This window comes from Kitasatospora sp. NPDC049285 (assembly GCF_040678815.1).
Lineage (GTDB): Bacteria > Actinomycetota > Actinomycetes > Streptomycetales > Streptomycetaceae > Kitasatospora.
In genome coordinates, this window is record NZ_JBFAQR010000037.1 from 18,749 (window position 1) to 40,603 (window position 21,855).

Here is a 21,855-nt window from a genome sequence, read left to right on the forward strand (position 1 = left end):
CGCGCTGCGCGTCAGCGTTTGCGGTAGCCCTTCGGGGTGGCGTGGAAGCCGGCGGCTTCGAGGTGGGGGCCGAGCGGGCTGGTGAGGGCCGGGTGGCCGTTGACGCGTTCGATGGTGAGGGGCGGGACGAGCGCGGCGAGGGCGGCGGTGAGCGGGGCCTCGTCGGTGGTCCAGGCGAGCAGGGACTTGCCGCCGCGCTCCAGGTAGAGGACCAGCTCGCCGTCGACCAGGGCGACCAGGGAGCCGGCCTTGCGGGCGGGGCGGTGGGCGGCGGTGGTGTCGGCGGGGGGTTCGGGCCAGGACAGCGCGGCCCCGTAGGCGTTGGCGGGGTCGGCGGCGGCCAGCACGAGGGCCTGCGGGGCCTCCGCGGGGGCGGTGGAGGACCAGTCGCCGGTGGCGCGCTCCAGTCGGGAGTTGACGGAGCGCAGGCGGTCCGCGGCGCCGTCCATGGCGAACTGGGCGCCGCCGAGGCCCTCGACGAAGTAGCCGCGGCGGGCCTTGCCGCGTTCCTCGAACGCGGCGAGCACCCGGTAGACGCCGGCGAAGCCGCCGGTGACGCGTTCGGCGGCGACGGTGCCGCGGGTGAGGATGCCGTGCCGGTCGAGCAGCGCCTGGGCCTGGGCGGCGGCGCGGACGGTCGGGTCGCCGCCGAAGGACGGCAGCAGGGACCAGCGGCCCGCGGCCGTCGGCGGGCCGGAGCGGGAGGCCGGGCGGGACAGGCCGCGTGCGGCGCCGCTGTAGCGGCCGCGCGGGGTGGAGCGCGGTGCGCGGTGCGCGGTGGAGCCGGCGGTGCGGCCGGAGCCGAGCAGGCCGCGCAGCGGGGCGAGGGTGTCGTTGGTGACGTACCCGGCCCAGACCAGGTCCCAGAGGGCTTCGACGATCTCGGCGTCGGGGGTGTCGGGGACCCGTTCGGCGAGCTGGCGGAAGAACGCGCCGTAGCCGCCGGTGAGGGCCTCCAGCAGGGCGGTGTGGACCGGGCCGGGGGTGAGCGGCAGCGGCTCGGGGCGCAGCAGGTGGGCGTTCTCGGGCAGGTGGAGGCTGATCCAGCCGTCCTTGCCCGGCAGGGCGCCCGCGCCGGACCAGCCGATCTCGCCGGCGGCCATCAGCTCGTCCAGCAGGCCGGGGGAGTAGTCGGCGAGCCGGGCGGGCAGGACGAGCTTCTCCAGCGCGGAGGCGGGCAGGGCGGTGCCCTGGAGCTGTTCGACCACCCGGTAGAGGCCGTCGGCGCCGCGCAGGCGGTGCCCGGCGAGGTGCTGCCACTGCGGGAGGAAGGCGGCCAGGGCCCTCGGCGGGACGGCCTCGACCTCGTGGCGCAGCGCGGCCAGGGAGCGGCGGCGCAGGCGGCGCAGGACGTCGGCGTCGCACCATTCGGGGGCCACGGCCGTGGAGTCGGGCCGGAACTCGCCCTGGACCAGGCGGCCGGCGGCGGTGAGGCGGTGCAGGGTGCCGGTGACGACGGCGCTGCCGAGGCCGAAGCGGTCGGCGGCCTGCTGGGCGGTGAACGGGCCGTGGGTGCGGGCGTAGCGGGCCAGCAGGTCGCCGAGCGGGTCCTTGACGGGCTCGGTGAAGGCCTCGGGGACGCCGACGGGCAGCGGGGTGCCGAGGGCGTCGCGCAGGCGTCCGGCGTCCTCGACGGCGGCCCAGCGCAGGATGCCGCCGATCCGGACCTGGATGGCGCGGCGGGCGGACTCCAGCTCCAGGGCCCAGAGCGGTTCGGCGCCGCGTTCGGTGAGTTCGGCCTCGCTGAGCGGGCCGAGCAGGCGCAGTGCGTCGGCGACGCCCTCGGCGTCCTTGATCCGGCGTTCGGGGGTGCGGCGCTGGAGTTCGGCCTCCAGGTCGGCGAGCACCTGGGGGTCGAGGAGTTCGCGCAGTTCGGCCTGGCCGAGCAGTTCGGAGAGCAGCCGGGAGTCCAACGACAGGGCGGCGGCGCGGCGTTCGGCGATCGGGGAGTCGCCCTCGTAGAGGAACTGGGCGACGTAGCCGAACAGCAGGGAGCGGGCGAACGGCGAGGGTTCGGGGGTGGTGACCTCCACCAGGCGTACCGCGCGGGACTCCAGATCGCCCATCAGCTCGACCAGGCCGGGGACGTCGAAGACGTCCTGCAGGCATTCGCGGACGGCCTCCAGGACGATCGGGAAGGAGCCGTACTCGGCCGCGACCTCGAGGAGTTGGGAGGCGCGCTGGCGCTGCTGCCAGAGCGGGGTGCGCTTGCCGGGGTTGCGGCGGGGCAGCAGCAGGGCGCGGCCGGCGCACTCGCGGAACCGGGCGGCGAACAGGGCGGAGCCGCCGACCTGGTCGGTGACGAGCCGTTCGATCTCGCCGGACTCGAAGACCGCGGCGTCCGCGCCGACCGGGGCGTCGTCGGCGGGCGGGGCGCTACTGCCGTACGAGGTAGTGGTGGCTGACGGGAAGTCGGCGAGCAGGTCGGCGTCGGGCAGCCGCAGCACGATGCCGTCGTCGGCGTGCATCACCTGCGGGTCCAGGCCGTGCTTCTCGCGCAGCCGGGCGCCGATGGCCAGTGCCCACGGGGCGTGCACCTGGGCGCCGAACGGGGAGTGGATGACGATCCGCCAGTCGCCGAGCTCGTCGCGGAAGCGCTCGACCACGATGGTGCGGTCGTCGGGCAGGTGGCCGCAGGCGGCGCGCTGTTCGGCGAGGTAGGCGAGCAGGTTGCCGGACGCCCACTCGTCGAGGCCGGCCTCGCGCAGCCGGGCGGTCGCCGGTTCGGGGGCCATCGCGCCGAGTTCGCGGACGAACGCGCCGACCGCGCGGCCGAGTTCGAGCGGGCGGCCGAGGGTGTCGCCCTTCCAGAACGGGAGCCGGCCGGGGACGCCGGGGGCGGGGGTGACGAGGACCTTGTCGTGGGTGATGTCCTCGATCCGCCAGGACGTGGTGCCGAGGGTGAAGACGTCGCCGACGCGCGACTCGTAGACCATCTCCTCGTCGAGCTCGCCGACCCGGCCGCCGCCCTTCTTGGGGTCGGCGCCGGCGATGAAGACGCCGAACAGGCCGCGGTCGGGGATGGTGCCGCCGGAGGTGACGGCGAGGCGCTGGGCGCCGGGGCGGCCGGTGACGGTGGCGGCGACGCGGTCCCAGACCAGGCGGGGGCGCAGCTCCGCGAAGGCGTCGGAGGGGTAGCGGCCGGCCAGCATGTCGAGCACGCCGTCGAAGGCGGACTGCGGGAGGGTGGCGAACGGCGCGGCGCGGCGGCAGACGGCGAGCAGCTCGTCGACGTCCCAGGTGTCCAGGGCGGTCATCGCGACGAGTTGCTGGGCGAGGACGTCCAGCGGGTTGCGGGGGATGCGCAGCGCCTCGATCCGGCCGGCGCGCATCCGTTCGGTGACCACGGCGGACTGCACCAGGTCGCCGCGGTACTTGGGGAAGACCACGCCGGTGGAGACCGCGCCGACCTGGTGCCCGGCGCGGCCGACGCGCTGCAGTCCGGAGGCGACCGAGGGCGGCGACTCGACCTGCACGACCAGGTCGACGGCGCCCATGTCGATGCCCAGCTCCAGGCTGGAGGTGGCCACCACCGCGGGCAGCCGGCCGGCCTTCAACTCCTCCTCGACCAGGGCGCGCTGCTCCTTGGAGACCGAGCCGTGGTGGGCCCGGGCCAGCACCGGCGGGGCGCCCGCGGCCGCGCCGGAGCCGCCCATCAGGTCGGCGGGGGAGTGCGCCTCGGGCAGCGGCGCGCCGGTGGCCCGCTCGTAGGCGATCTCGTTGAGCCGGTTGCACAGGCGCTCGGCGAGGCGCCGGGAGTTGGCGAAGACGATGGTCGAGCGGTGCGCCTGGACGAGGTCGACGATCCGCTCCTCGACGTGCGGCCAGATTGAGGACTGCTTCTGCGGGTCGCTCTCGTCGGCGGGCGTGGCGGGCAGGTCGGCGAGGTCCGGGACGGGCACCACGACGGAGAGGTCGAAGCGCTTGTCGGCGCCGGGCTGGACGATCGCCGCGCCGCGCTGCGGGCTCAGGTAGCGGGCCACCTCCTCGACCGGGCGGACGGTGGCGGACAGGCCGATCCGGCGGGCCGGGCGGTCCAGCAGCTCGTCCAGGCGCTCCAGGCTGAGTGCCAGGTGCGCGCCGCGCTTGGTGCCGGCCACCGCGTGCACCTCGTCCAGGATCACCGTGTCGATGCCGCGCAGCGCCTCCCGGGAGGCGGAGGTGAGCAGCAGGAAGAGCGACTCGGGGGTGGTGATCAGGATGTCCGGCGGGTGGGTGGCGAAGCGGCGGCGGTCGGCGGCCGGGGTGTCGCCGGAGCGGATCGCCACCTGCACCTCGGGCTCCGGCAGGCCGAGCCGGACGGCGGCCTGCCGCAGGCCGGCCAGCGGGGCGCGCAGGTTGCGCTCGACGTCCACCGCGAGGGCCTTCAGCGGGGAGATGTAGAGCACCCGGCAGCGGCGCTTGGGGTCGGCGGGCGGCGGGGTGGCGCTGAGCCGGTCCAGGGCGGACAGGAAGGCCGCGAGGGTCTTGCCGGAGCCGGTCGGGGCGACCACCAGGACGTCGGTGTCCCGCCGGATCGCCGCCCAGGCCTGCGCCTGCGCGCCGGTGGGCGCGGCGAACGCCCCGGTGAACCAGGCCCGGGTGGCCGGGGCGAAGCCGTCCAGCGGGTCCGCGGCGTCGGCCGGGGGCGGGGCGTCGAGCGGGTCAGGGGCGGAGGAGGCCATGCCCCCATGGTGCCGCGACACGCTGACAGGTCACGGGGAGGCCACCGTCTGACGCATTTCGACAGGATAAATCGTACAAATCGCTCATATGGTGAAGATTCGGACTCGATCCTCCGGAGTCCGGCCCTGCCTGACGAGCGGAGACCGTGCGATGGAGCAGGTGAGCCAGGCCCGCGGCAGCACCCCCCGGCGTCGCCGCAGCATCCGCGTGCTCGGCGCGGCGCTGCTCACCGCCCTGGTACTCGGCGGCGCCGTGCCGTACGTGACCGGCGCGAGCGGCAGCTACCTCAGCTACCTGGTGCTCGACCAGCGCACCGACGCCGACGGCGCCCGGCACGCCGCCGACGAGGCCCGGGCGCTCGGCGGCCAGGTCGTGCAGGACTACCCGCAGATCGGCGCGGTGCTGGCCTACGCCAGCGGCTCCTTCGCCGACAAGCTGCGCGAGCGCCCCGGCATAGCCGCCGTCGGCGCCACCCGCACCGCCGCCGTGCCCTCCCCGCCGCGGCCGCTGGCCGGCGCCGCCTTCGGACACGGGGTGGTCAGCGCCGCCGCGAAGGCGGCCGACGCCGCCGACGACAGCACCGCCACCCTCCCCGACCCCGCCGAGCAGAGCGACTGGAACCTGGCCATGATCGGCGCCACCGACCGGGCCACCGGCTACTCCGCGTTGCTCCGCGCCCCGGTGGTCGACCAGAGCTCCGTCCACACCGCGGCCCGCCCCGGCGCGCTGCCCGGCCCGCAGCAACTGGCCAAGGTCACCGTCGCGGTGCTCGACTCCGGCGTCGACGACACCCACCCCGACCTGCGGGCCGCCGTAGACCCGACCGCCTCCGCCTCCTGCGCCGACGGCCGCCCCGACTCCCGCAGCGGCGCCTGGCGGCCCGACCCCGGGGTCACCGAGAGCGGCCACGGCACCCACGTCGCGGGCATCGTCGGCGCCGCCCGGGACGGCCACGGCGTCACCGGCGTCGCCGCCGGCGTGCGGATCGCCGCCGTCCGGCTGCTCGGCCCGCTCGGCCAGTACTACGCCGAGAACATCGTCTGCGGGATGATCTGGGCCGCCGACCACGGCGCCAAGGCGATCAACGACAGCTACTTCGCCGACCCGTGGAAGTACAACTGCCCGGAGAACGCCGACCAGGCCGCGCTGATCGCCGCCGTCGGCCGGGCCGTCGCCTACGCCCAGCACAAGGGCGCCGTGGTGGTCGCCTCGGCCGGCAACGACGGGCAGGACCTGACCGCCGGGCGCGCCGACCACCGCAGCCCCAACGACCGCGCCTCCGGACCTCCGCAGGACCGCGACCTGGGCACCGAGTGCATCCGGCTGCCCGGCGAGCTGCCCGGCGTGGTCACGGTCAGCGCGGTCGACCGGCGCGGCCTGCCCACCTCGTACAGCAACTACGGGCGCGGCAAGATCTCCATCGCGGCGCCCGGCGGCGACCCCGACGGCGGCCCCGCGAGCGCGATCGTCTCCGACTGGCCGGGCGGGCAGTACGCCGCGCTGGCCGGCACCTCGATGTCCGCCGCGCACGTCACCGGCGCGGTCGCGGTGGTCGCCGCGGAGCACCCCGACTGGGGCCCCGACAGGATCACCACGGCGCTCGCCCAGGCCGCCGCGGCCGGCTGCGGACAGTTGCTGCCGGTCGGCTGCCAGGACCGCGAGTTCTACGGCGCGGGCGTGCTCGACCTGCCGCGCTGACCGGGCGCCCGCGGGCGACACGGGACACCGCGGGCGGCGTTGGATACTGGGGCGCATGAGGCTGACCGAGTTCTGGCGACGGATGTACCTGCACTTCGGCGAGGCGTACGCGGAGTCGTTCGCCTCGGACCACGTGATGGCCGAACTCGGCGGGCGCACCGTGCGGCAGGCGCTGGACGCGGGCTGGGAGGCCAAGGACGTCTGGCGGGTGGTCTGCCTCACGCAGGGGGTGTCGGCGCAGCTGCGTTGACCGGTTTCGGCCGGAGGTGGGCGAGACTGGCCCGGTGGTGAGCAGCGCTGAGACTCCGGACCGATTCTCCGACGACCAGACCGCCGTGGGCGCCGCGCCAAGCGGCGAGCCGGGCGAGCCGGACGCGCCCGCCCTGGCGCGGGTGCTCCGCCGGGCCGAGCTCGGCGGCGGGGCGATGCCGCGCTGGCTGCCCAAGGCGATCCTGCTGGCGCTGCTCGGCGTCGGCCTCTTCCAGCTCGCGGACTGGGCCTTCCACCAGCTGATCGACCTGTTCGTGATGCTGCTGGTGGCGTTCTTCCTGTCGCTGGCGATGGAGCCCGCGGTGGACCGGATGGCCGCCCGCGGGGTGCGCCGGGGCCTGGGCACCTTCCTGGTCTTCATCGGCCTCGGCGTCGCGGTGGCCGGCTTCCTCACCGCGCTCGGCACCCTGCTGGTCGACCAGGTCAGCCAGGTCGCCACCCGGCTGCCCCAGCTGCTGCAGGACCTGATCGACTGGATCAACCACACCTTCCACGCCACCCTGTCGCTCGACCAGCTCCAGCACCAGGTGCTCAAGGACTCCGGCACCATCGAGAAGTACGCCCAGCAGGCCGCCGACAACGTCTGGGGCGTCACCGGCACCGTCATCGGCGGACTGTTCCAAGCCTTCACGGTCGGGCTGTTCACCTTCTACTTCACCGCCGAGGGCCCGCGGGTGCGGCGCACCGTCTGCTCGCTGCTGCCGCCGTCCAAGCAGGGCGAGGTGCTGCGGGCCTGGGAGATCGCGCTCGCCAAGACCGGCGGCTACCTGTACTCCCGGGCGCTGCTGGCACTGGTCTCCACGCTCGGGCACTGGGCGTTCTTCGCGATCATCGGGCTTCCGTACGCGGCGGCGCTGAGCGTCTGGGTCGGCGTGATGTCGCAGTTCGTGCCGACCATCGGCACCTACCTGGCGGGCGCGCTGCCGGTGCTGGTGGCGCTCACCGTGCGGCCGGTGGACGCGCTGTGGGTGCTCGGCTTCGTGATCGTCTACCAGCAGATCGAGAACTACCTGCTGCACCCGCGGATCACCGCGAAGACCGTCGACGTGCACCCGGCGGTGGCCTTCGGCGCGGTGATCGCGGGGGCGGCGCTGCTGGGCGCGGTCGGTGCGCTGATCGCCATCCCGGTGGCCGCCACCCTGCAGGGCTTCGTGGGGACGTACGTGCGCCGATACGAGGTGGAGGACGACCCGCGGATCGACCGCGGCGAGGAGCGGCGGGAGCGCCGCCGGCAGACCGTGCGGCGGCTGCGGCGGATGGTGTCGGGCGGCCCGGGCCAGCAGGAGCGGGGTGGCTCCGGGGAACGGCCCGGGGACTGACCGCGCTCCGGCTTCACCCCCGGGCGCTCAGCCGCACGCGCAGACGGCGCGGCGCGAGTGTCGCCCCCCGCGTCCAGGCGACCGGACGGCCGTCGGCGGGTGCCATGCGCCAGCGGGCGGCGATCGAGGCGACCGCCAGCACGGCCTGGGTCATGGCGAAGGTGTCGCCGATGCACTTCCGGGCGCCCTCGGCGAACGGGATGAACTCACCCCGCGGCGACCTGCCGCGATCGTTCGGCCAGCGGTCCGGGTCGAACACCTCCGCATCGGGGTAGAGGTCCGGGTTCAGGTGCAGCTGGAGGGAGCTGTAGATCAGCGTGGTGCCGGCGGCGAGCGCATGTCCTCCGAGCACGGCGTCCCGGGTGGTCGTCCGGGTGAAGAACCAGGCCGGTGTGTACCGCCGGAGCGTCTCGGTGACCACGCGCCGCGTGTAGTCCAGGTCGGGAATGTCCTCCCAGGTCGCCGCGCGGCCCGCCAGGACGGTGTCCACCTCCTGGTGCAGTCGGCGCTCCACCTCGGGGTGAGCCGTCAGGACGTACATGACGGAGGCCAGCAGTGAGCCCATGGTCTCGATCGAGGCGACCATGATGTTGACGATCTGGTCGTAGGCCTCGGCCTCGCTCAGCGGCTGGGCGTCGTCGTCCCGCGCGGCCAGCAGCAGCGAGAGCAGGTCGCCGTGATCGACGCCGCTGCGCTGGTAGGCGGCGATGTGCTCGCCCGCGATTCGGCGGAGCCGGGCGTTCGCCCGGTCGTACTGCAGCCTGCCCGGTGTGGGCAGCCGGTCCAGCGGGGCCGGCGTCAGCATCCGCTGGTACATGCCCTTCAACACCCGCTGGATGGTGGTGCAGAGTTCGAGCCGGTTCGCCTTCCCGTCCGCCGAGCCGAACATGGTGGCACCGGCGATCCTGGCCGCCAGCTCGTGCGTCGCGAGGGAGACGTCGACGACGTCGTGCTCGCGCCACTCACTGACGACCTCGGCGATCTGGGCGGTCATCATCGCGGCGTAGCCGGGGATCCTCGACCGCTGGAACATGGGCTGCATCATCCGCCGCTGCCGCCGGTGATCGCCGTACGGGCAGGTGACCAGGCCGTTTCCGGCGAACTCGCGAGCCCGGTCGTAGAACGGGCCGCCCTTGTCGAAGATCCGGTCGTTGAGCAGCAACTCGTGGACCAGCTCGGGGTGGCACACCACGACCGCGCTGATCGGGCCGATCTTGACCCGCACCAGGTCGCCCTGCGAGGTCAGGCTCCGTACGAAGCCCTGCGGATCCCGTAGCCAGGACAGTGCGTGACCGATGACCGGGAGCCCTCCGGTGGCCTGACTCGTGGTGAAGCTGGCGGTGGTGGCGGTGCCCACGGCGGATCCCTTCGCTGGACGCTACTCGGGAACACGGGCGCGGCACGGGTGCGGTTCACGCGACGGCCGTTGAACCCGGGCCGTTCGGTACGCGTGTCACGTGGAGAGGTCGACGAGAGAAGACGAGGTGTCCGTGTCCCCTTCCCGGATGGTCCACGAGGAACTGTGCGCCGGGATCCCGCGGATCCCGGCGTCGGAGGCGTTCGAGCACGAGGACGTCCTGAGCGAGTGGCTACGGGAGTGGCTCGCCGCCCACGGTCTGGTCGCCTCGCCGACGGGCTGGCAAGCGATCGCAGCGATCCGCATGCCCCTGTTCACCGCGTACTACAGCCCGATCTGCCGGTCGCGCGACGACACCCGGCTCTACTGCGCGTGGATGACCTGGCTGCACCTGTTCGACGACCGGTTCGACGCCGCGCCGCTGTCGTCGGACGCCGACGCCGCCAAGGCCGTCGTCGACCACTACCTGGAGACCAACGAGGCGCTGCGGAGCGGCCGCCCGTCGCCTGCGCCCACCGATCCCTTCGCGCGGGCCTTCGCCGATCTGGTGTCCTGGACCTCCCGGGGAGCCGGTCCGGAGTGGCGGGGGCGACTGCTCAGCGAGATCGACGTGTGGATGCGCAGCTATCCGGAGGAGACCGTCCACCGCAGGGACGGGCTGGTCTTGGCCCCGGACGAACTCATCGCCCTCAAGCGGAGATGCATGGCGGACCCGCTCTCGCTCGAACTGCTCCAGCGCGTGGGCACCGGTGAGCTCTCCTCGCCGGTACGGGTGCTGCTCGATCCGCTGGTCCAGCTGACCGCCGACATCAAGGGCGCGATCAACGACATCGCGTCCCTGGAGCGGGAACGGGCCTGCGGGGACAACCACAACCTGGTGATCTCGCTGATGCACCACCGCGGGCTGAGCGAGTCGCAGGCGACGGCGGAGGTCGCGCACAGCGTACGGCAGTGGGTGGCGGAACTCGGCGAGCTGGCACGGGACCTGGCGGAGCAGCTCCCGCCGGGGGACGAACGGGCGGCGGCGGTCTCCTGGATGGCTGCGAGCTGTAGCAGCGTCCGGGGGTACCACGACTGGCTGCTGGAGACCGGGCGCTACGCCTCGGCCTGAGTCGCTCCCGTAGGGTTGGAATCGAACGCATGTTCTTTGTACTCTTCGGCGAGGAGTTTTCCACAGGCTGAGCCCGATCGGGGCCGATTGTCGGTGGGACGCGCTAGCGTCGGTGACGATGAAGCGCACAGCACAGAACCCGAGGGTGGAAGCCATGGCAGGAACGGACCGCGAGAAGGCCCTGGAGGCCGCGCTCGCCCAGATCGAGCGGCAGTTCGGCAAGGGCTCGGTGATGCGTCTCGGGGAGAAGGCGAACGAGCCGGTCGAGGTGATCTCCACCGGGTCCACCGCCCTCGACGTGGCGCTGGGCGTCGGCGGTATCCCGCGCGGCCGGGTGATCGAGATCTACGGACCCGAGTCCTCCGGCAAGACCACGCTGACCCTGCACCTGGCCGCCAACGCGCAGAAGGCCGGCGGCACGGTCGCCTTCGTCGACGCGGAGCACGCGCTCGACCCCGAGTACGCCAAGAAGCTCGGCGTGGACACCGACGCCCTGCTGGTCAGCCAGCCGGACACCGGCGAGCAGGCGCTGGAGATCACCGACATGCTGATCCGCTCCGGCGCGATCGACCTGGTGATCATCGACTCGGTGGCCGCGCTGGTGCCGCGCGCCGAGATCGAGGGCGAGATGGGCGACTCGCACGTCGGCCTGCAGGCCCGCCTGATGAGCCAGGCGCTGCGCAAGATCGCCGGTGCACTGAACCAGTCCAACACCACCGCGATCTTCATCAACCAGCTGCGCGAGAAGATCGGCGTGATGTTCGGCTCCCCCGAGACCACCACCGGTGGCCGGGCGCTGAAGTTCTACGCCTCGGTGCGTCTGGACATCCGCCGCATCGAGACCCTGAAGGACGGCACCGAGGCGGTCGGCAACCGCACCCGCGTCAAGGTGGTCAAGAACAAGGTCGCCGCGCCGTTCAAGCAGGCCGAGTTCGACATCCTCTACGGCGTGGGCATCAGCCGCGAGGGCGGCCTGATCGACATGGGCGTGGAGCACGGCTTCATCCGCAAGTCCGGCGCCTGGTACACCTACGAGGGCGACCAGCTCGGCCAGGGCAAGGAGAACGCCCGCAACTTCCTGCGCGACAACCCGCAGCTGGCCGACGAGATCGAGGTCAAGATCAAGGGCAAGCTCGGCATCGGCCCGAAGCCCCCGGCCGCCGCCGAGGGCGAGGCCGCCCCCGCGGTGGAGATCCCCGCCGCCGCCGCGCCCGCCAAGGCCGCGGCGAAGAAGACGGCGGCCGCTGCCAAGGGTTGAGCCGTTGACGCACCATCACAGCAGTGAGCACCCGGCACCGGGCCCGTCCGAGGACGAGCCCGGTGCGGGCGTATGGGAGCAGGAAAGCCCCGCCCCGGTCGGGCCGCCGGACTGGTTCGCGGCCGTGGCTGAGGAGCCGGACGAGGTCGGGCCGGACGAGGTCGGGCCGCCCGAGTGGTTCGCCGCGGCGGCCGAGGAGCCCGAACTCGGGGAGCCGGCGGCCGGGGAGTTGCCCGGGCTGGTGCGGGCGTCCGAGCTGGCCGGGGGGCGGCGGCGCCGGCGCAGTGCGCTGGGGGAGCTGCCGGTCGGTCCGGCGCGCGGCGCGCAGGACGAGGAGCTGCCGCGGGAGCGGCGTGCGCGGCGGAAGGCCGGGTCCGAGGCCGGGACCGAGTCCAGCACGAAGGCCGAGTCCGGCGCGAAGGCCGAGGCGCAGGGCGATCCGGCCGAGCGGGCCCGGGACATCTGCCTGCGGTTGCTGACCGGGGCGGCGAAGTCCCGCAAGCAGCTGGCCGATGCGCTGAAGCGGCGGGAGATCCCGGACGAGGTGGCCGAGGAGGTGCTGTCCCGGCTGGAGGAGGTCGGGCTGATCGACGACGCGGCCTTCGCCGAGGCCTGGGTGGAGTCCCGGCACGCGGTGCGCGGGCTGTCCCGGCGGGCGCTCGCCCAGGAGCTGCGGACCAAGGGCGTCAGCGGCGACACCGCGGAGCGGGCCCTGGCGCAGGTGGACGAGGAGGACGAGTCCGCGGCCGCCCGGGCGCTGGCGGCCCGCAAGCTGCGCTCCACCGCCGGCCTCGACCGCGAGGTGCGGATCCGGCGGCTGGTCGGGGTGCTGGCCCGGCGCGGCTACGCGGAGGGTCTGGCCTACCGGGTGGTGCGGGAGGCCCTGGACGCGGAGGGGGTTGACGACTCGTCAGTGGGGGAAGAAAGCGATCCCTGGTGACAGTTGATCAGATCATCGGAGCCAGATCTCGATCGCATCTTGACCGTTTCGTAACCTCCGCCTAGCCTCACAGTCAGTGGTAGGACGATCGCGGAGGTCGCCTCAGCGGCAGCATGCGCAGGACGGGGAGTGGCCGGATGGGGATCGCTCAGAGCGCCGGATCGGGTTCCTCCCTGCTGCTGGCGGCACTCGTCCTGATCGGGGCGCTGGTGCTGGTGCTGGCCGCCGGATTCCTGATGCTCCGCCAGCGCCGCGCCGAGCTCGACCGCCGTGAGCAGCGCCTGACCGCCGAACTCGCCCGGCTGCACCTGCACGAGGACGAGCTGGCCGCCCGCGCCCTCGACGCCGAGCGGGTGCGCGACGAGCTCGCCGGCCGGACCGCCGAGAGCGTCCGGCAGCTGGAGCGCACCGCCGGGCTCACCGCCGAGCAGGCCCGCGGCGAACTCGTCCGCGCCGCCGAGTCGGAGGCCCGCCGGGAGGCCGCGCTGACCGTCCGGGAGATCGAGCGGCGGGCCGTCGACGAGGGCGAGGGCCGGGCCCGGGAGATCATCGCCGCCTCGATCCAGCGCCTCGCCGTCGAGCACACCTCGGACTCCGTGCTGACCACCCTGCGGCTGCCCAGCGAGGACATGAAGGGCCGGGTGATCGGCCGTGAGGGCCGCAACATCCGGGCCTTCGAGGCGGTCACCGGCGTCAACCTGATCGTCGACGACACCCCCGGACTGGTCCAGCTCTCCAGCTTCGACCCGGTCCGCCGGGAGGCCGCCCGGCTGACCCTGGAGTCGCTGCTCACCGACGGGCGGATCCACCCGGCCCGGATCGAGGAGGCGCACGAGCGCAGCCGGGGCGAGGTCGAGCGGCTGTGCGTGCGGGCCGGCGAGGACGCCCTGCTGTCGGTGTCGGTCGGCGGCGGCGAGATGTCGCCGGAACTGGTGCGCACCCTCGGCACCCTGCGGTACCGGACGTCGTACGGGCAGAACGTGCTCGGGCACCTGGTGGAGTCCGCGCACCTGGCCGGGATGATGGCCGCCGAGCTGGGGGTCGACCCGGAGCCGGTGCGGCGGGCCGCGCTGCTGCACGACATCGGCAAGGCGCTCAGCCACCGGGTGCCGGGCAGCCACGCCGCGATCGGCGCGGAGTTCGCCCGGCGGCACGGCGAGGTGGCGGAGGTCGTCCACGCGATAGAGGCGCACCACGGCGAGGTCGAGCCCAAGACCGTGGAGGCCGTGCTCACCCAGGCCGCCGACGCCTGTTCGGCCGGCCGGCCGGGCGCGCGCAAGGAGTCGGTCGAGGCGTACGTGCGACGGCTGGAGCGGCTGGAGGAGATCGCGCGGGCGCACGACGGCGTGACGAAGGTCTTCGCGATGCAGGCCGGGCGCGAGGTCCGGGTGATGGTGCAGCCGGAGCTCGTGGACGACACGCGGGCGCAGGAGATCGCCCGGGAGGTGGCCCGGCAGGTGCGGGAGGAGCTGACCTACCCGGGGCAGATCCGGATCACCGTGGTGCGGGAGTCGCGGGCGACCGAGGTCGCGCGCTGACGAACCCGCGCGGGCGACCGTTCTGGCACCGCCGGGCCGCGTCCACGTGCAGCTGGATCTCCTCGGCGCGACCTCACGGACGTGTGCCTTCCGATTCGCGCAGTTCCCCGCGCCCCTCGTGGCTGGCGTTCAGCGGCGCGGCCAGGGTGTGGAGGGTTTCGGGGTGGAGGCCCGGGGTGGAGCCGAGGAGGTGGCCGTCGGGGCGGATGAGCAGGACGGTGTGGGGGGTCGCGCCGGGGTAGGTGTCGGTGACGAGGACCTCGGTGGGGACGGGGAGCGCGTCGGCGAGGTCGGCGAGGCGGGGCATGAGGCCGGCGCCGAGCCAGTGTTCGGCGGACCAGACGGTGGTGCCGGGGGCGACCAGGACGAGCAGGAACGCGGTGCCGAGGCGGGCCCGGAGGGTGTCGAGGGTGCCGTCGGCGGTGACCACGGGCAGGTCCGGGACCAGCACGCCGGGGGCGGTGGCGGGGAGCTGCTCGCTGAGTGAGGTGCTGCGTCCGGCGCCGCGCTGGACCGGGACCCGGGCGGGGACGCCGGAGGGGGCGGCGGGGTAGGCGGGGGCGCCGCCGAAGCGGCCGGTGCCGAGTTGGCCGTCGGCGAGCAGCGGGGCGTGCTTGCGGAAGGAGCCGGAGAGCAGCGAGCGGCGGGTCTCGGCCCAGCCGCGCAGCGGTCGCAGCAGCGGCATGGTCTGGTCGACGGCGCGCAGCCGGGCGCCGACCGCGCTGCGGCGTTCGGACTCGTAGCCGTCGAGCAGGGCGCTGTCGGCGGTGGCGGCGCCGGGGGGCAGGTGCCAGGCGAGGGCGAGCCGCCAGGCGAGGTTGTCGGCGTCGCGCAGGCCGTCGGCGAGGTTCTGCATGCCGAGGGCGCCGTGCAGGTGGGCGGCGTCGCCGGCCAGGAAGCAGCGGCCGGTCCGGAAGCGGGCGGCGAGGCGCTGCTGGTAGGTGTGGTCGGCGGCGGCGAGGAGTTGATGGGGCGGCAGTTCGCCGCACCAGCCGGTGAGGGCGGACTTGACCCGGGTGAGCAGGGTGTCGCCGGTGACGATGCCGGGCCAGGTGGCGTGCGGATCGACCGGTTCGGTGGACTGCGGGCGGCCGGGGGGCAGCCGCCAGTCGAGCCGCCAGAGGCCGTCCGGGAGCGGGCGGGCGGAGGCCTCGCGGTCGCCGCGCCACGGGGGTTCGCGGTGCAGGCGGGCCTCGCCGGGGAAGGGCAGGTCGACCCGGACGGTGGCGACCGCGTGCCGGTCGACGGCGGGGCGTCCCGGGAAGCGGATCCTGAGCAGCTTGCGGACCGTGGAGCGGGCGCCGTCGCAGCCGACCAGGTGGCTGCCGCGCCACCACGTGTCGCCGTCCTGGGAGGTGGTGCGGACGGTCACGCCGTCGCGGTCCTGGGAGAGCTCGGCGACCCGGTGCAGCGGGTGCAGCCGGATCAGCGGGGTGGCGCTGGCGGCGTCGCGCAGGCCGCGCTGGAGGCGGTGCTGGGCGAGGTGGAGGACGGGCTCCTGGTCGAGCGGCAGGCGCAGCACCTCGCTGCGGCGGCGCCAGATGGTGAAGGCGTCCCAGCGGGCGGCGTCGGAGGCGACCCGGGTGTAGCCGATCCGGGCCAGGGAGGCGGCGCTCTCGGCGCCGAGCACCACGGTGCGCGGGCTCTCCGGGCAGACGCCGGTGCCCTCGTCCAGGACGATGCTGGGCACCTCGTTGCGGGCCAGCGCGAGAGCCAGGGCCAGACCGACCGGTCCGGCCCCGACGATGATCACCGGATCCATGTCGGGGCCTTCGGGCATGCGGGGCGCGCTGCCGGTGCGTCATATGCCGGGTGGGAGGTCCCAGGTGGTGTCACGAAGAGCAATGCAACAGATCACCTGGGTGTCCGTCAAGCAGCGGCTGTGGTGCGCCGGTTCGCGCCGCGGCGGCCGCGGGCCTCGATCCATTGGGCCAGGCCGGTGAGGGCGAGGCACAGCAGGATGTAGATCGGGGTGCCGACCAGGACGACCGGGATGTACGGGTAGCCGTCCGAGTTGGTGGCGATGATCTTCATCTCCCACAGCAGCTCGGGGTAGGTGATGATGTAGCCGAGCGAGGTGTCCTTGAGCGTGACGACCAGCTGGCCGATGATCGCGGGGAGCATCGAGCGCACCGCCTGGGGGATCAGGACGATGGCCATCACCTGGGTCTTGCGCAGGCCGAGGGCGTAGGCGGCCTCGGCCTGGCCGCGCGGGACGGCGTTGATGCCGGTGCGGATGACCTCGGCCTGGACGGCGCCGTTGTAGAGCGTCAGGCCGATGACCAGGGCCCACAGCGGGTGGGCGCCGAACGCGGCCTGGTACAGCGCGAAGATCATGATCAGCAGCGGCATCGCGCGGAAGAACTGGACCACGGCGGTGGCCACGGCGCGGATGGGGCGGTGGTCGGAGAGCCGGCCGACGGCGAGCAGCGCGCCGAGCACCAGCGAGCCCACCGCGGACAGCGCGAAGGCCTCCAGGGTGGCCAGCACGCCGTCGAGGATGCGCTGCTGGACGGTGGTGTACTGGAAGATCGACCACAGGTCGGCGTCGAACTGGCCGGCGTCGGCGAGGCTGCTGACGGCGTACCAGAGCAGCGCGGCGATGCCGAGTGCGCCGAGCGCGCCGAACAGGCGGTAGCGGAGGCGGGCCTTGGGGCCGGGGACGTCGTAGAGGACCGAGGCGGCGGCGCGGGTGGTGCTCATCGGGCCACCGCCAGGCGACGCTCCAGGGTGGAGAACACGGCGTTGATCGCGAAGCTGATCACCAGGTAGGCGAGTGCCAGCCAGACGAAGATGGCGACGATGGCGTAGCCCTTCTCGGTCAGGGTCTTCTGGACGCTGAACAGCTCGGCGACGTTGAATCCGCCGGCGATGGCGGAGTTGCGCGGCAGGGCGATGAACACCGAGCCCATCGGGGCGAGCACGGTGCGCGCCGCCTGCGGCAGGACCACCAGCGAGAGGGTCTGGCCGAAGCCCATGCCCAGGCTGCGGGCGGCCTCGGCCTGGCCGAGCGGCACGGTGTTGATGCCGGCGCGCAGCACCTCGCAGACGAAGCTGCCGGTGTAGACGCTGAGGGCGATCACCGCGAGCGTGAAGCTGTCGAAGTGCACGTCCAGCGGCGGCAGCACGAAGGTGACCGCGAAGAACAGCATGGTCAGCGGGGTGTTGCGGAAGACGGTCACCCAGGCGGTGCCGAAGGTGCGCAGGACGGGTACGGGGGAGACCCGGAAGGCCGCCAGCACGGTGCCCAGCACGAGTGCGAACAGGGCGCTGAGCGCGCTCAGTTCGAGCGTCTTCAGGAACCCGTGGACGAATAGCGGGAAGTTGCCGTCCTCGAACAGTATGCCCATGCCGGCGGCCCTCCTTTCTCAGTTCAATTCCGGTCGCGGGGACCGGGGGCGGGTCAGTAGCGCTCGAGGGCGGGGACGGCCGGCGCGGCGGAGCCGGACAGGCCCAGGGTCGCGTCGTAGGCCTTCTTCCAGTCGCCGTTGTCCTCGTGGGCCTTGAGGGCGTCGCTGATCGCGCCGCGCAGGGCCGCGTCGTCGAGCTTCAGGCCGACGCCGTACTTCTCGGTGGAGAAGGTCTTGCCGACGACCTTGAGCTTGCCGGCGTTCTTGGCGGCGTAGCCCTTGAGGATGGCGTCGTCGGTGGTGACCGCGTCGACCTCCTTGGTCAGCAGCTTCTCCACGCACTGGGTGTAGGTGTCGTACGCGGTGACGTTGGCGCCGTAGGTCTTGATCTTGTCGATCGAGGTCGAGCCGGTGACGGTGCAGACCGACTTGCCCTTGGTGGCCTCGGGGCCGGTGATGTCGGTGTTGTCCTTGTTGACCAGCAGGTCCTGGCCGGCGATGTAGTACGGGCCGGCGAAGGAGACCGACTTCTTGCGGTTGTCGTTGATCGAGTAGGTGCCGACGTAGTAGTCGATCTGGCCGCCGCCGATGGAGGTCTCGCGGTTGGCGGAGACGACGGTGGTGAACTCGATCTGGTCCGCGGAGAAGCCCAGGTCGGCGGCGATCATCTTGGCGATCTCGATGTCGAAGCCGTTGCGCTTGTTGGTCTGCAGGTCCTCGAAGCCGAGGAACGGCTGGTCGGACTTGGCGCCGATGCGGAGCTTGCCGCGCTTCTTCGCCTCCGTCCAGACCGGCGAGGCGTCGAGCTTGACGTCGGTCTTGACGGTGTAGGTGGGCAGCTGCGGAGCCGCGGAGTCGTTCGACGACGCGCTCGGCGAGCCGTCCTTGCCGCAGGCGGCGACCGCGGTCAGCGCGAGCACGGACAGGGCGACTGCGGCGGTACGACGGGCCTTCATGCGGGCGTTCTTCTCCTCGGTAGTGGCCACGGCCGGCGCCGGGCTCAATCGAAAGAACAGATATCGAACGGACTGATGCTGGATCAACTTCGGCTTCAGTGCTGCAGGATCTTCGAGAGGAAGTCCTTGGCGCGGTCGCTGCGCGGAGCGGTGAAGAACGCCTCGGGGGTGTTCTCCTCGACGATCCGGCCGTCGGCCATGAACAGCACGCGGTTGGCGGCGGAGCGGGCGAAGCCCATCTCGTGGGTGACGACGACCATCGTCATGCCGTCGGCGGCGAGCGAACGCATGACCTCCAGCACCTCGTTGACCATCTCCGGGTCCAGGGCGCTGGTGGGCTCGTCGAACAGCATCACCTTGGGGCGCATCGCCAGCGCGCGGGCGATGGCCACGCGCTGCTGCTGGCCTCCGGAGAGCATCGCGGGGTACTTGTCGGCCTGCGCGCCCACCCCGACCCGGTCGAGCAGCTCGCGGGCGGTCGCCTCGGCCTCGGCCTTCGGGACCTTGCGGACCTTGACCTGGGCGAGGACCACGTTCTCCAGCACGGTCTTGTGCGCGAACAGGTTGAACGACTGGAAGACCATGCCGACCTCGGCGCGCAGCCGGGCCAGTTCGCGGCCCTCGGCGGGCAGCGGGCGGCCGTCCACGGTGATGCTGCCGGAGTCGATGGTCTCCAGGCGGTTGATGGTGCGGCACAGCGTGGACTTGCCGGAGCCGGACGGGCCGATCAGCACCACGACCTCGCCGCGGGCGATCTCCAGGTCGATGTCCTGCAGCACGTGCAGCGCGCCGAAGTGCTTGTTCACCCCGCTCAGCACCACCAGCGGGGTCGCCTCGGCCGGCACGGCGCTGTTCTCGGTCATCGCGGCTCGCTTCCTCGTCCTCGGATCCCGGGGCCAACTCGCTTGGACCGCAGAGCCGGTGATCGTCCGTCTGATGCCGGGGGCCGGAGCCGGCGGAGCCCGCAGCCCCCGGTCGGGGGTGACTTTAGGCAGGTGCACGACGCTCCGTCAGCCGATCTGAGGGGAACTTGAGCATCACGGTTCGGCTACGCCCGGTAGTCGGGGGGTTGCGGATACCGGCTCAGTAACGGACTGCCGGAGCGGGTTGACCGGGTGACGCCGGATGGGGATGGATGCCAGGATGGCCCGATCCACCGTAGGGCCCCGCCATGACAAGCGGCCCGGCCGCACCCGAACCACACCGCAGAGAGGGACCGGATGCGCCTGCTCCTGGTCGAGGACGACGACCGTGTCGCGGCCGCCCTGGTCGCGGTGCTCAGCCGGCACGGATTCCAGGTCCGGCACGCCCGCAGCGGCCACGAGGCGCTCGACGCGCTGGTCCCGGACGGCAGCGACCCGTACCGGGTGGTGCTGCTCGACCTCGGCCTGCCCGACCGCGACGGCTTCGAGGTGTGCAGCCGGATCCGGGCCGGCAGCGGCGTGCCGGTGATCATGGTGACCGCGCGGGCCGACATCCGCTCCCGGATCCACGGCCTCAACCTCGGCGCCGACGACTACGTGGTCAAGCCCTACGACATGGGCGAACTGCTCGCCCGGATCCACGCGGTGGCCCGCCGCGGCACCCCGCAGCCCGCCGAGGACGCGGCCGCCGCCGGGAGCGGGCCGCTCGCCTCCCGCGGCGTCGAGATCGACCGCGAACGCCGCCGGGTCTCCGTGCACGGCCGCGACGTGCCGCTCACCCGCAAGGAGTTCGACCTGCTGGCGCTGCTCGCCCAGAGCCCCGGCGTGGTCTACCGGCGCGAGCAGATCTTCAGCGAGGTCTGGCGCTCCGGCTGGGAGGGCAACGGCCGCACCCTGGAGGTCCACATCGGCTCGCTGCGCACCAAGCTCGGCCTGCCCGGGCTGGTCGAGGCGGTCCGCGGCGTCGGCTACCGGCTGATCCCCGATCAGCCCGACGCCGGAGAGCCGGAGCACTGACCTCCCGTGCGCAACCGCCTGCTCGGCATCCTGATCGCCCTGATGGCCTGCGTGCTGGCCGCGCTCGGGGTGCCACTGGCGTACCTGGTCGCGGCCTCCGAGCAGTCCGCCGTGGTGGTCGACCGGATCGACGACGGCGCCCGCTTCGCCCAGGACCTGCCGGTCCAGGGCTGGGCCAGCGCCACCGCCGTCAAGGGCGAGCCGGACCCCGGCCCCGGCGACGCCGGCCGCCTGCACGCCCTCACCGCCGAGGTCACCCGCTACCACGAGCTGTACGGCAGCCGGATCGGCGTCTTCCGCCGCGACGGCAGCGCCGTCGCGGTCGGCCCGGCCGACTGGCAGGTCCCGCACACAGGCCCAGGCGACCAGGCCTACCGGGAGGCGCTGGCCGGCCGGCGCAGCCACAACCCGCCGCAGGTCTGGCCGTGGACCGAGGAGCGCACCCTCACCGTCGCGCTGCCGGTGGTCCGCGACGGCGACGTGGTCGCCGTGGTACTCACCGAGTCGCCCACCGGGCCGCTGCGCTCGCGCATCCTGCACCGCTGGCTGGTCGTCGCGGGCGGCGAGGCGCTCGCCATGATCGTCGCCATCCTGCTCGCCGTCCGGCTCACCGGCTGGGTGCTGCGCCCGGTGCGCACCCTCGACCGAGCCACCCACGACATCGCCACCGGCCGGATGAACGCCCGGGTCGCCCCCAGCGGCGGACCGCCCGAACTGCGGCGCCTGGCCATCTCGTTCAACGACATGGCGGACCACGTGGTGCTCGCCATGGACCAGCAGCGGGCCTTCGTCGCGGACGCCTCCCACCAGCTGCGCAACCCGCTGGCCGCGCTGCTGCTGCGGGTCGAGCTGATCGGCCTGGAACTGCCCGAGGGGCACGAGGTGGAGATCGCCGCGGTCCGCGAGGAGGGCGCCCGGCTCGCCCGGGTCCTCGACGACCTGCTCGGCCTGGCCACCGCCGAGGGCGCCCGCCCCGAGCCCGAACCGGTCGACCTGGCCTCGCTGGTCCGCGCCCGGATCGACGCCTGGCGCCCGCTCGCCGACCAGCGCGGCGTCGAACTGCGCTGGCAGGGACCCCCGCTGGCACACGCCTGGGCGGACCCGATCGGCTTCGGCAGCGCCCTGGACGCGGTCGTCGACAACGCGCTGAAGTTCACCCCGCCCGGCAGCGCCGTCCAGGTCGGCCTGGTGATCAGCAAGGACGAGGTCACCGTCACCGTCGCCGACGCCGGACCCGGCCTCACCGAGGAGGAGCTCGCCCGGATCGGCGACCGGTTCTGGCGCTCCTCCCGCCACCAGAACGTCGACGGCTCCGGCCTCGGCCTGTCCATCGCCCGCACCCTGCTGCTGGCCGGCGGCGGCTCGCTGGACTTCGCGCCCGCCGAACCCAGCGGCCTGCGGGTGCTGCTCACCGTCCCCCGCCACAACCGGAGGTGACGGCCCCTCAGGCGGC

Annotated in this window: 16 protein-coding genes; 9 read left to right on the plus strand and 7 right to left on the minus strand. The window is 73.5% G+C overall.

Features of this window, described 5'->3' with window-relative positions; translation table 11 throughout:
• Positions 1-11: 11 nt before the first annotated feature.
• The gene (locus AB0K51_RS22450; RefSeq protein WP_363458317.1) at positions 12-4,664 is read right to left on the minus strand and encodes an ATP-dependent helicase; all 4,653 of its coding nucleotides are present in this window, start codon (positions 4,662-4,664) and stop codon (positions 12-14) included.
• Between the two features lie 151 nt (positions 4,665-4,815).
• Here AB0K51_RS22450 and AB0K51_RS22455 point away from each other — a divergent pair, with 151 nt between their 5' ends.
• The 3 genes from AB0K51_RS22455 to AB0K51_RS22465 all read left to right on the plus strand — a co-directional run bounded on the left by AB0K51_RS22455 (position 4,816) and on the right by AB0K51_RS22465 (position 7,952).
• A complete protein-coding gene (locus AB0K51_RS22455) occupies positions 4,816-6,363 on the plus strand; it encodes a S8 family serine peptidase (protein ID WP_363458320.1) in 1,548 nt (515 codons plus the stop codon).
• A gap of 55 nt (positions 6,364-6,418) precedes the next feature.
• Complete coding sequence (locus AB0K51_RS22460; protein WP_363458322.1) at positions 6,419-6,613, plus strand: DUF3046 domain-containing protein; 195 nt, start codon at positions 6,419-6,421, stop codon at positions 6,611-6,613.
• A 133-nt stretch (positions 6,614-6,746) separates the two neighbouring features.
• Complete coding sequence (locus tag AB0K51_RS22465) at positions 6,747-7,952, plus strand: AI-2E family transporter (protein ID WP_363458382.1); 1,206 nt, start codon at positions 6,747-6,749, stop codon at positions 7,950-7,952.
• A 13-nt stretch (positions 7,953-7,965) separates the two neighbouring features.
• On the opposite strand, the gene AB0K51_RS22470 is transcribed toward AB0K51_RS22465, so the two are convergent.
• On the minus strand, positions 7,966-9,309 hold the full coding sequence (locus tag AB0K51_RS22470; RefSeq protein WP_363458324.1) for a cytochrome P450: 1,344 nt from the start codon (positions 9,307-9,309) through the stop codon (positions 7,966-7,968).
• Between the two features lie 127 nt (positions 9,310-9,436).
• Between AB0K51_RS22470 and AB0K51_RS22475 the strand changes: the two genes are divergently transcribed.
• From AB0K51_RS22475 to rny, 4 genes are all read left to right on the plus strand, one after another.
• Positions 9,437-10,420: a hypothetical protein gene (locus AB0K51_RS22475; protein ID WP_363458326.1), complete on the plus strand. Its 984-nt coding sequence runs from the start codon at positions 9,437-9,439 to the stop codon at positions 10,418-10,420.
• 154 nt (positions 10,421-10,574) lie between these two features.
• A complete protein-coding gene (gene recA / locus AB0K51_RS22480) occupies positions 10,575-11,678 on the plus strand; it encodes a recombinase RecA (protein WP_363458328.1) in 1,104 nt (367 codons plus the stop codon).
• A 124-nt stretch (positions 11,679-11,802) separates the two neighbouring features.
• Positions 11,803-12,618, plus strand: coding sequence for a regulatory protein RecX (locus tag AB0K51_RS22485; RefSeq protein WP_363458330.1), 816 nt, complete (start codon positions 11,803-11,805; stop codon positions 12,616-12,618).
• Positions 12,619-12,755: 137 nt separating this feature from the next.
• Positions 12,756-14,156, plus strand: coding sequence for a ribonuclease Y (gene rny / locus AB0K51_RS22490; protein ID WP_363458332.1), 1,401 nt, complete (start codon positions 12,756-12,758; stop codon positions 14,154-14,156).
• A 73-nt stretch (positions 14,157-14,229) separates the two neighbouring features.
• On the opposite strand, the gene AB0K51_RS22495 is transcribed toward rny, so the two are convergent.
• From AB0K51_RS22495 to AB0K51_RS22515, 5 genes are all read right to left on the minus strand, one after another.
• Entirely contained in the window at positions 14,230-15,936 is a 1,707-nt protein-coding gene (locus AB0K51_RS22495) for an FAD-dependent monooxygenase (RefSeq protein ID WP_363458334.1), read from the minus strand.
• Positions 15,937-16,025: 89 nt separating this feature from the next.
• Positions 16,026-16,859 carry an amino acid ABC transporter permease gene (locus AB0K51_RS22500; RefSeq protein ID WP_363458336.1) on the minus strand — a complete coding sequence of 278 codons (834 nt, stop codon included), beginning with the start codon at positions 16,857-16,859 and terminating at the stop codon, positions 16,026-16,028.
• The gene (locus AB0K51_RS22505) at positions 16,856-17,506 is read right to left on the minus strand and encodes an amino acid ABC transporter permease (RefSeq protein WP_363458338.1); all 651 of its coding nucleotides are present in this window, start codon (positions 17,504-17,506) and stop codon (positions 16,856-16,858) included. Before AB0K51_RS22505 ends, AB0K51_RS22500 begins: the two co-directional genes overlap by 4 nt.
• Positions 17,507-17,559: 53 nt before the next feature.
• Entirely contained in the window at positions 17,560-18,462 is a 903-nt protein-coding gene (locus AB0K51_RS22510; RefSeq protein ID WP_363458340.1) for a glutamate ABC transporter substrate-binding protein, read from the minus strand.
• Positions 18,463-18,557: 95 nt separating this feature from the next.
• Positions 18,558-19,286: an amino acid ABC transporter ATP-binding protein gene (locus AB0K51_RS22515; protein WP_363458384.1), complete on the minus strand. Its 729-nt coding sequence runs from the start codon at positions 19,284-19,286 to the stop codon at positions 18,558-18,560.
• Positions 19,287-19,682: 396 nt separating this feature from the next.
• Between AB0K51_RS22515 and AB0K51_RS22520 the strand changes: the two genes are divergently transcribed.
• The gene (locus tag AB0K51_RS22520) at positions 19,683-20,402 is read left to right on the plus strand and encodes a response regulator transcription factor (protein ID WP_363458342.1); all 720 of its coding nucleotides are present in this window, start codon (positions 19,683-19,685) and stop codon (positions 20,400-20,402) included.
• 6 nt (positions 20,403-20,408) lie between these two features.
• Positions 20,409-21,839, plus strand: a complete 1,431-nt coding sequence (locus tag AB0K51_RS22525) for a HAMP domain-containing sensor histidine kinase (protein WP_363458344.1) — start codon at positions 20,409-20,411, stop codon at positions 21,837-21,839.
• Positions 21,840-21,855: the final 16 nt, after the last annotated feature.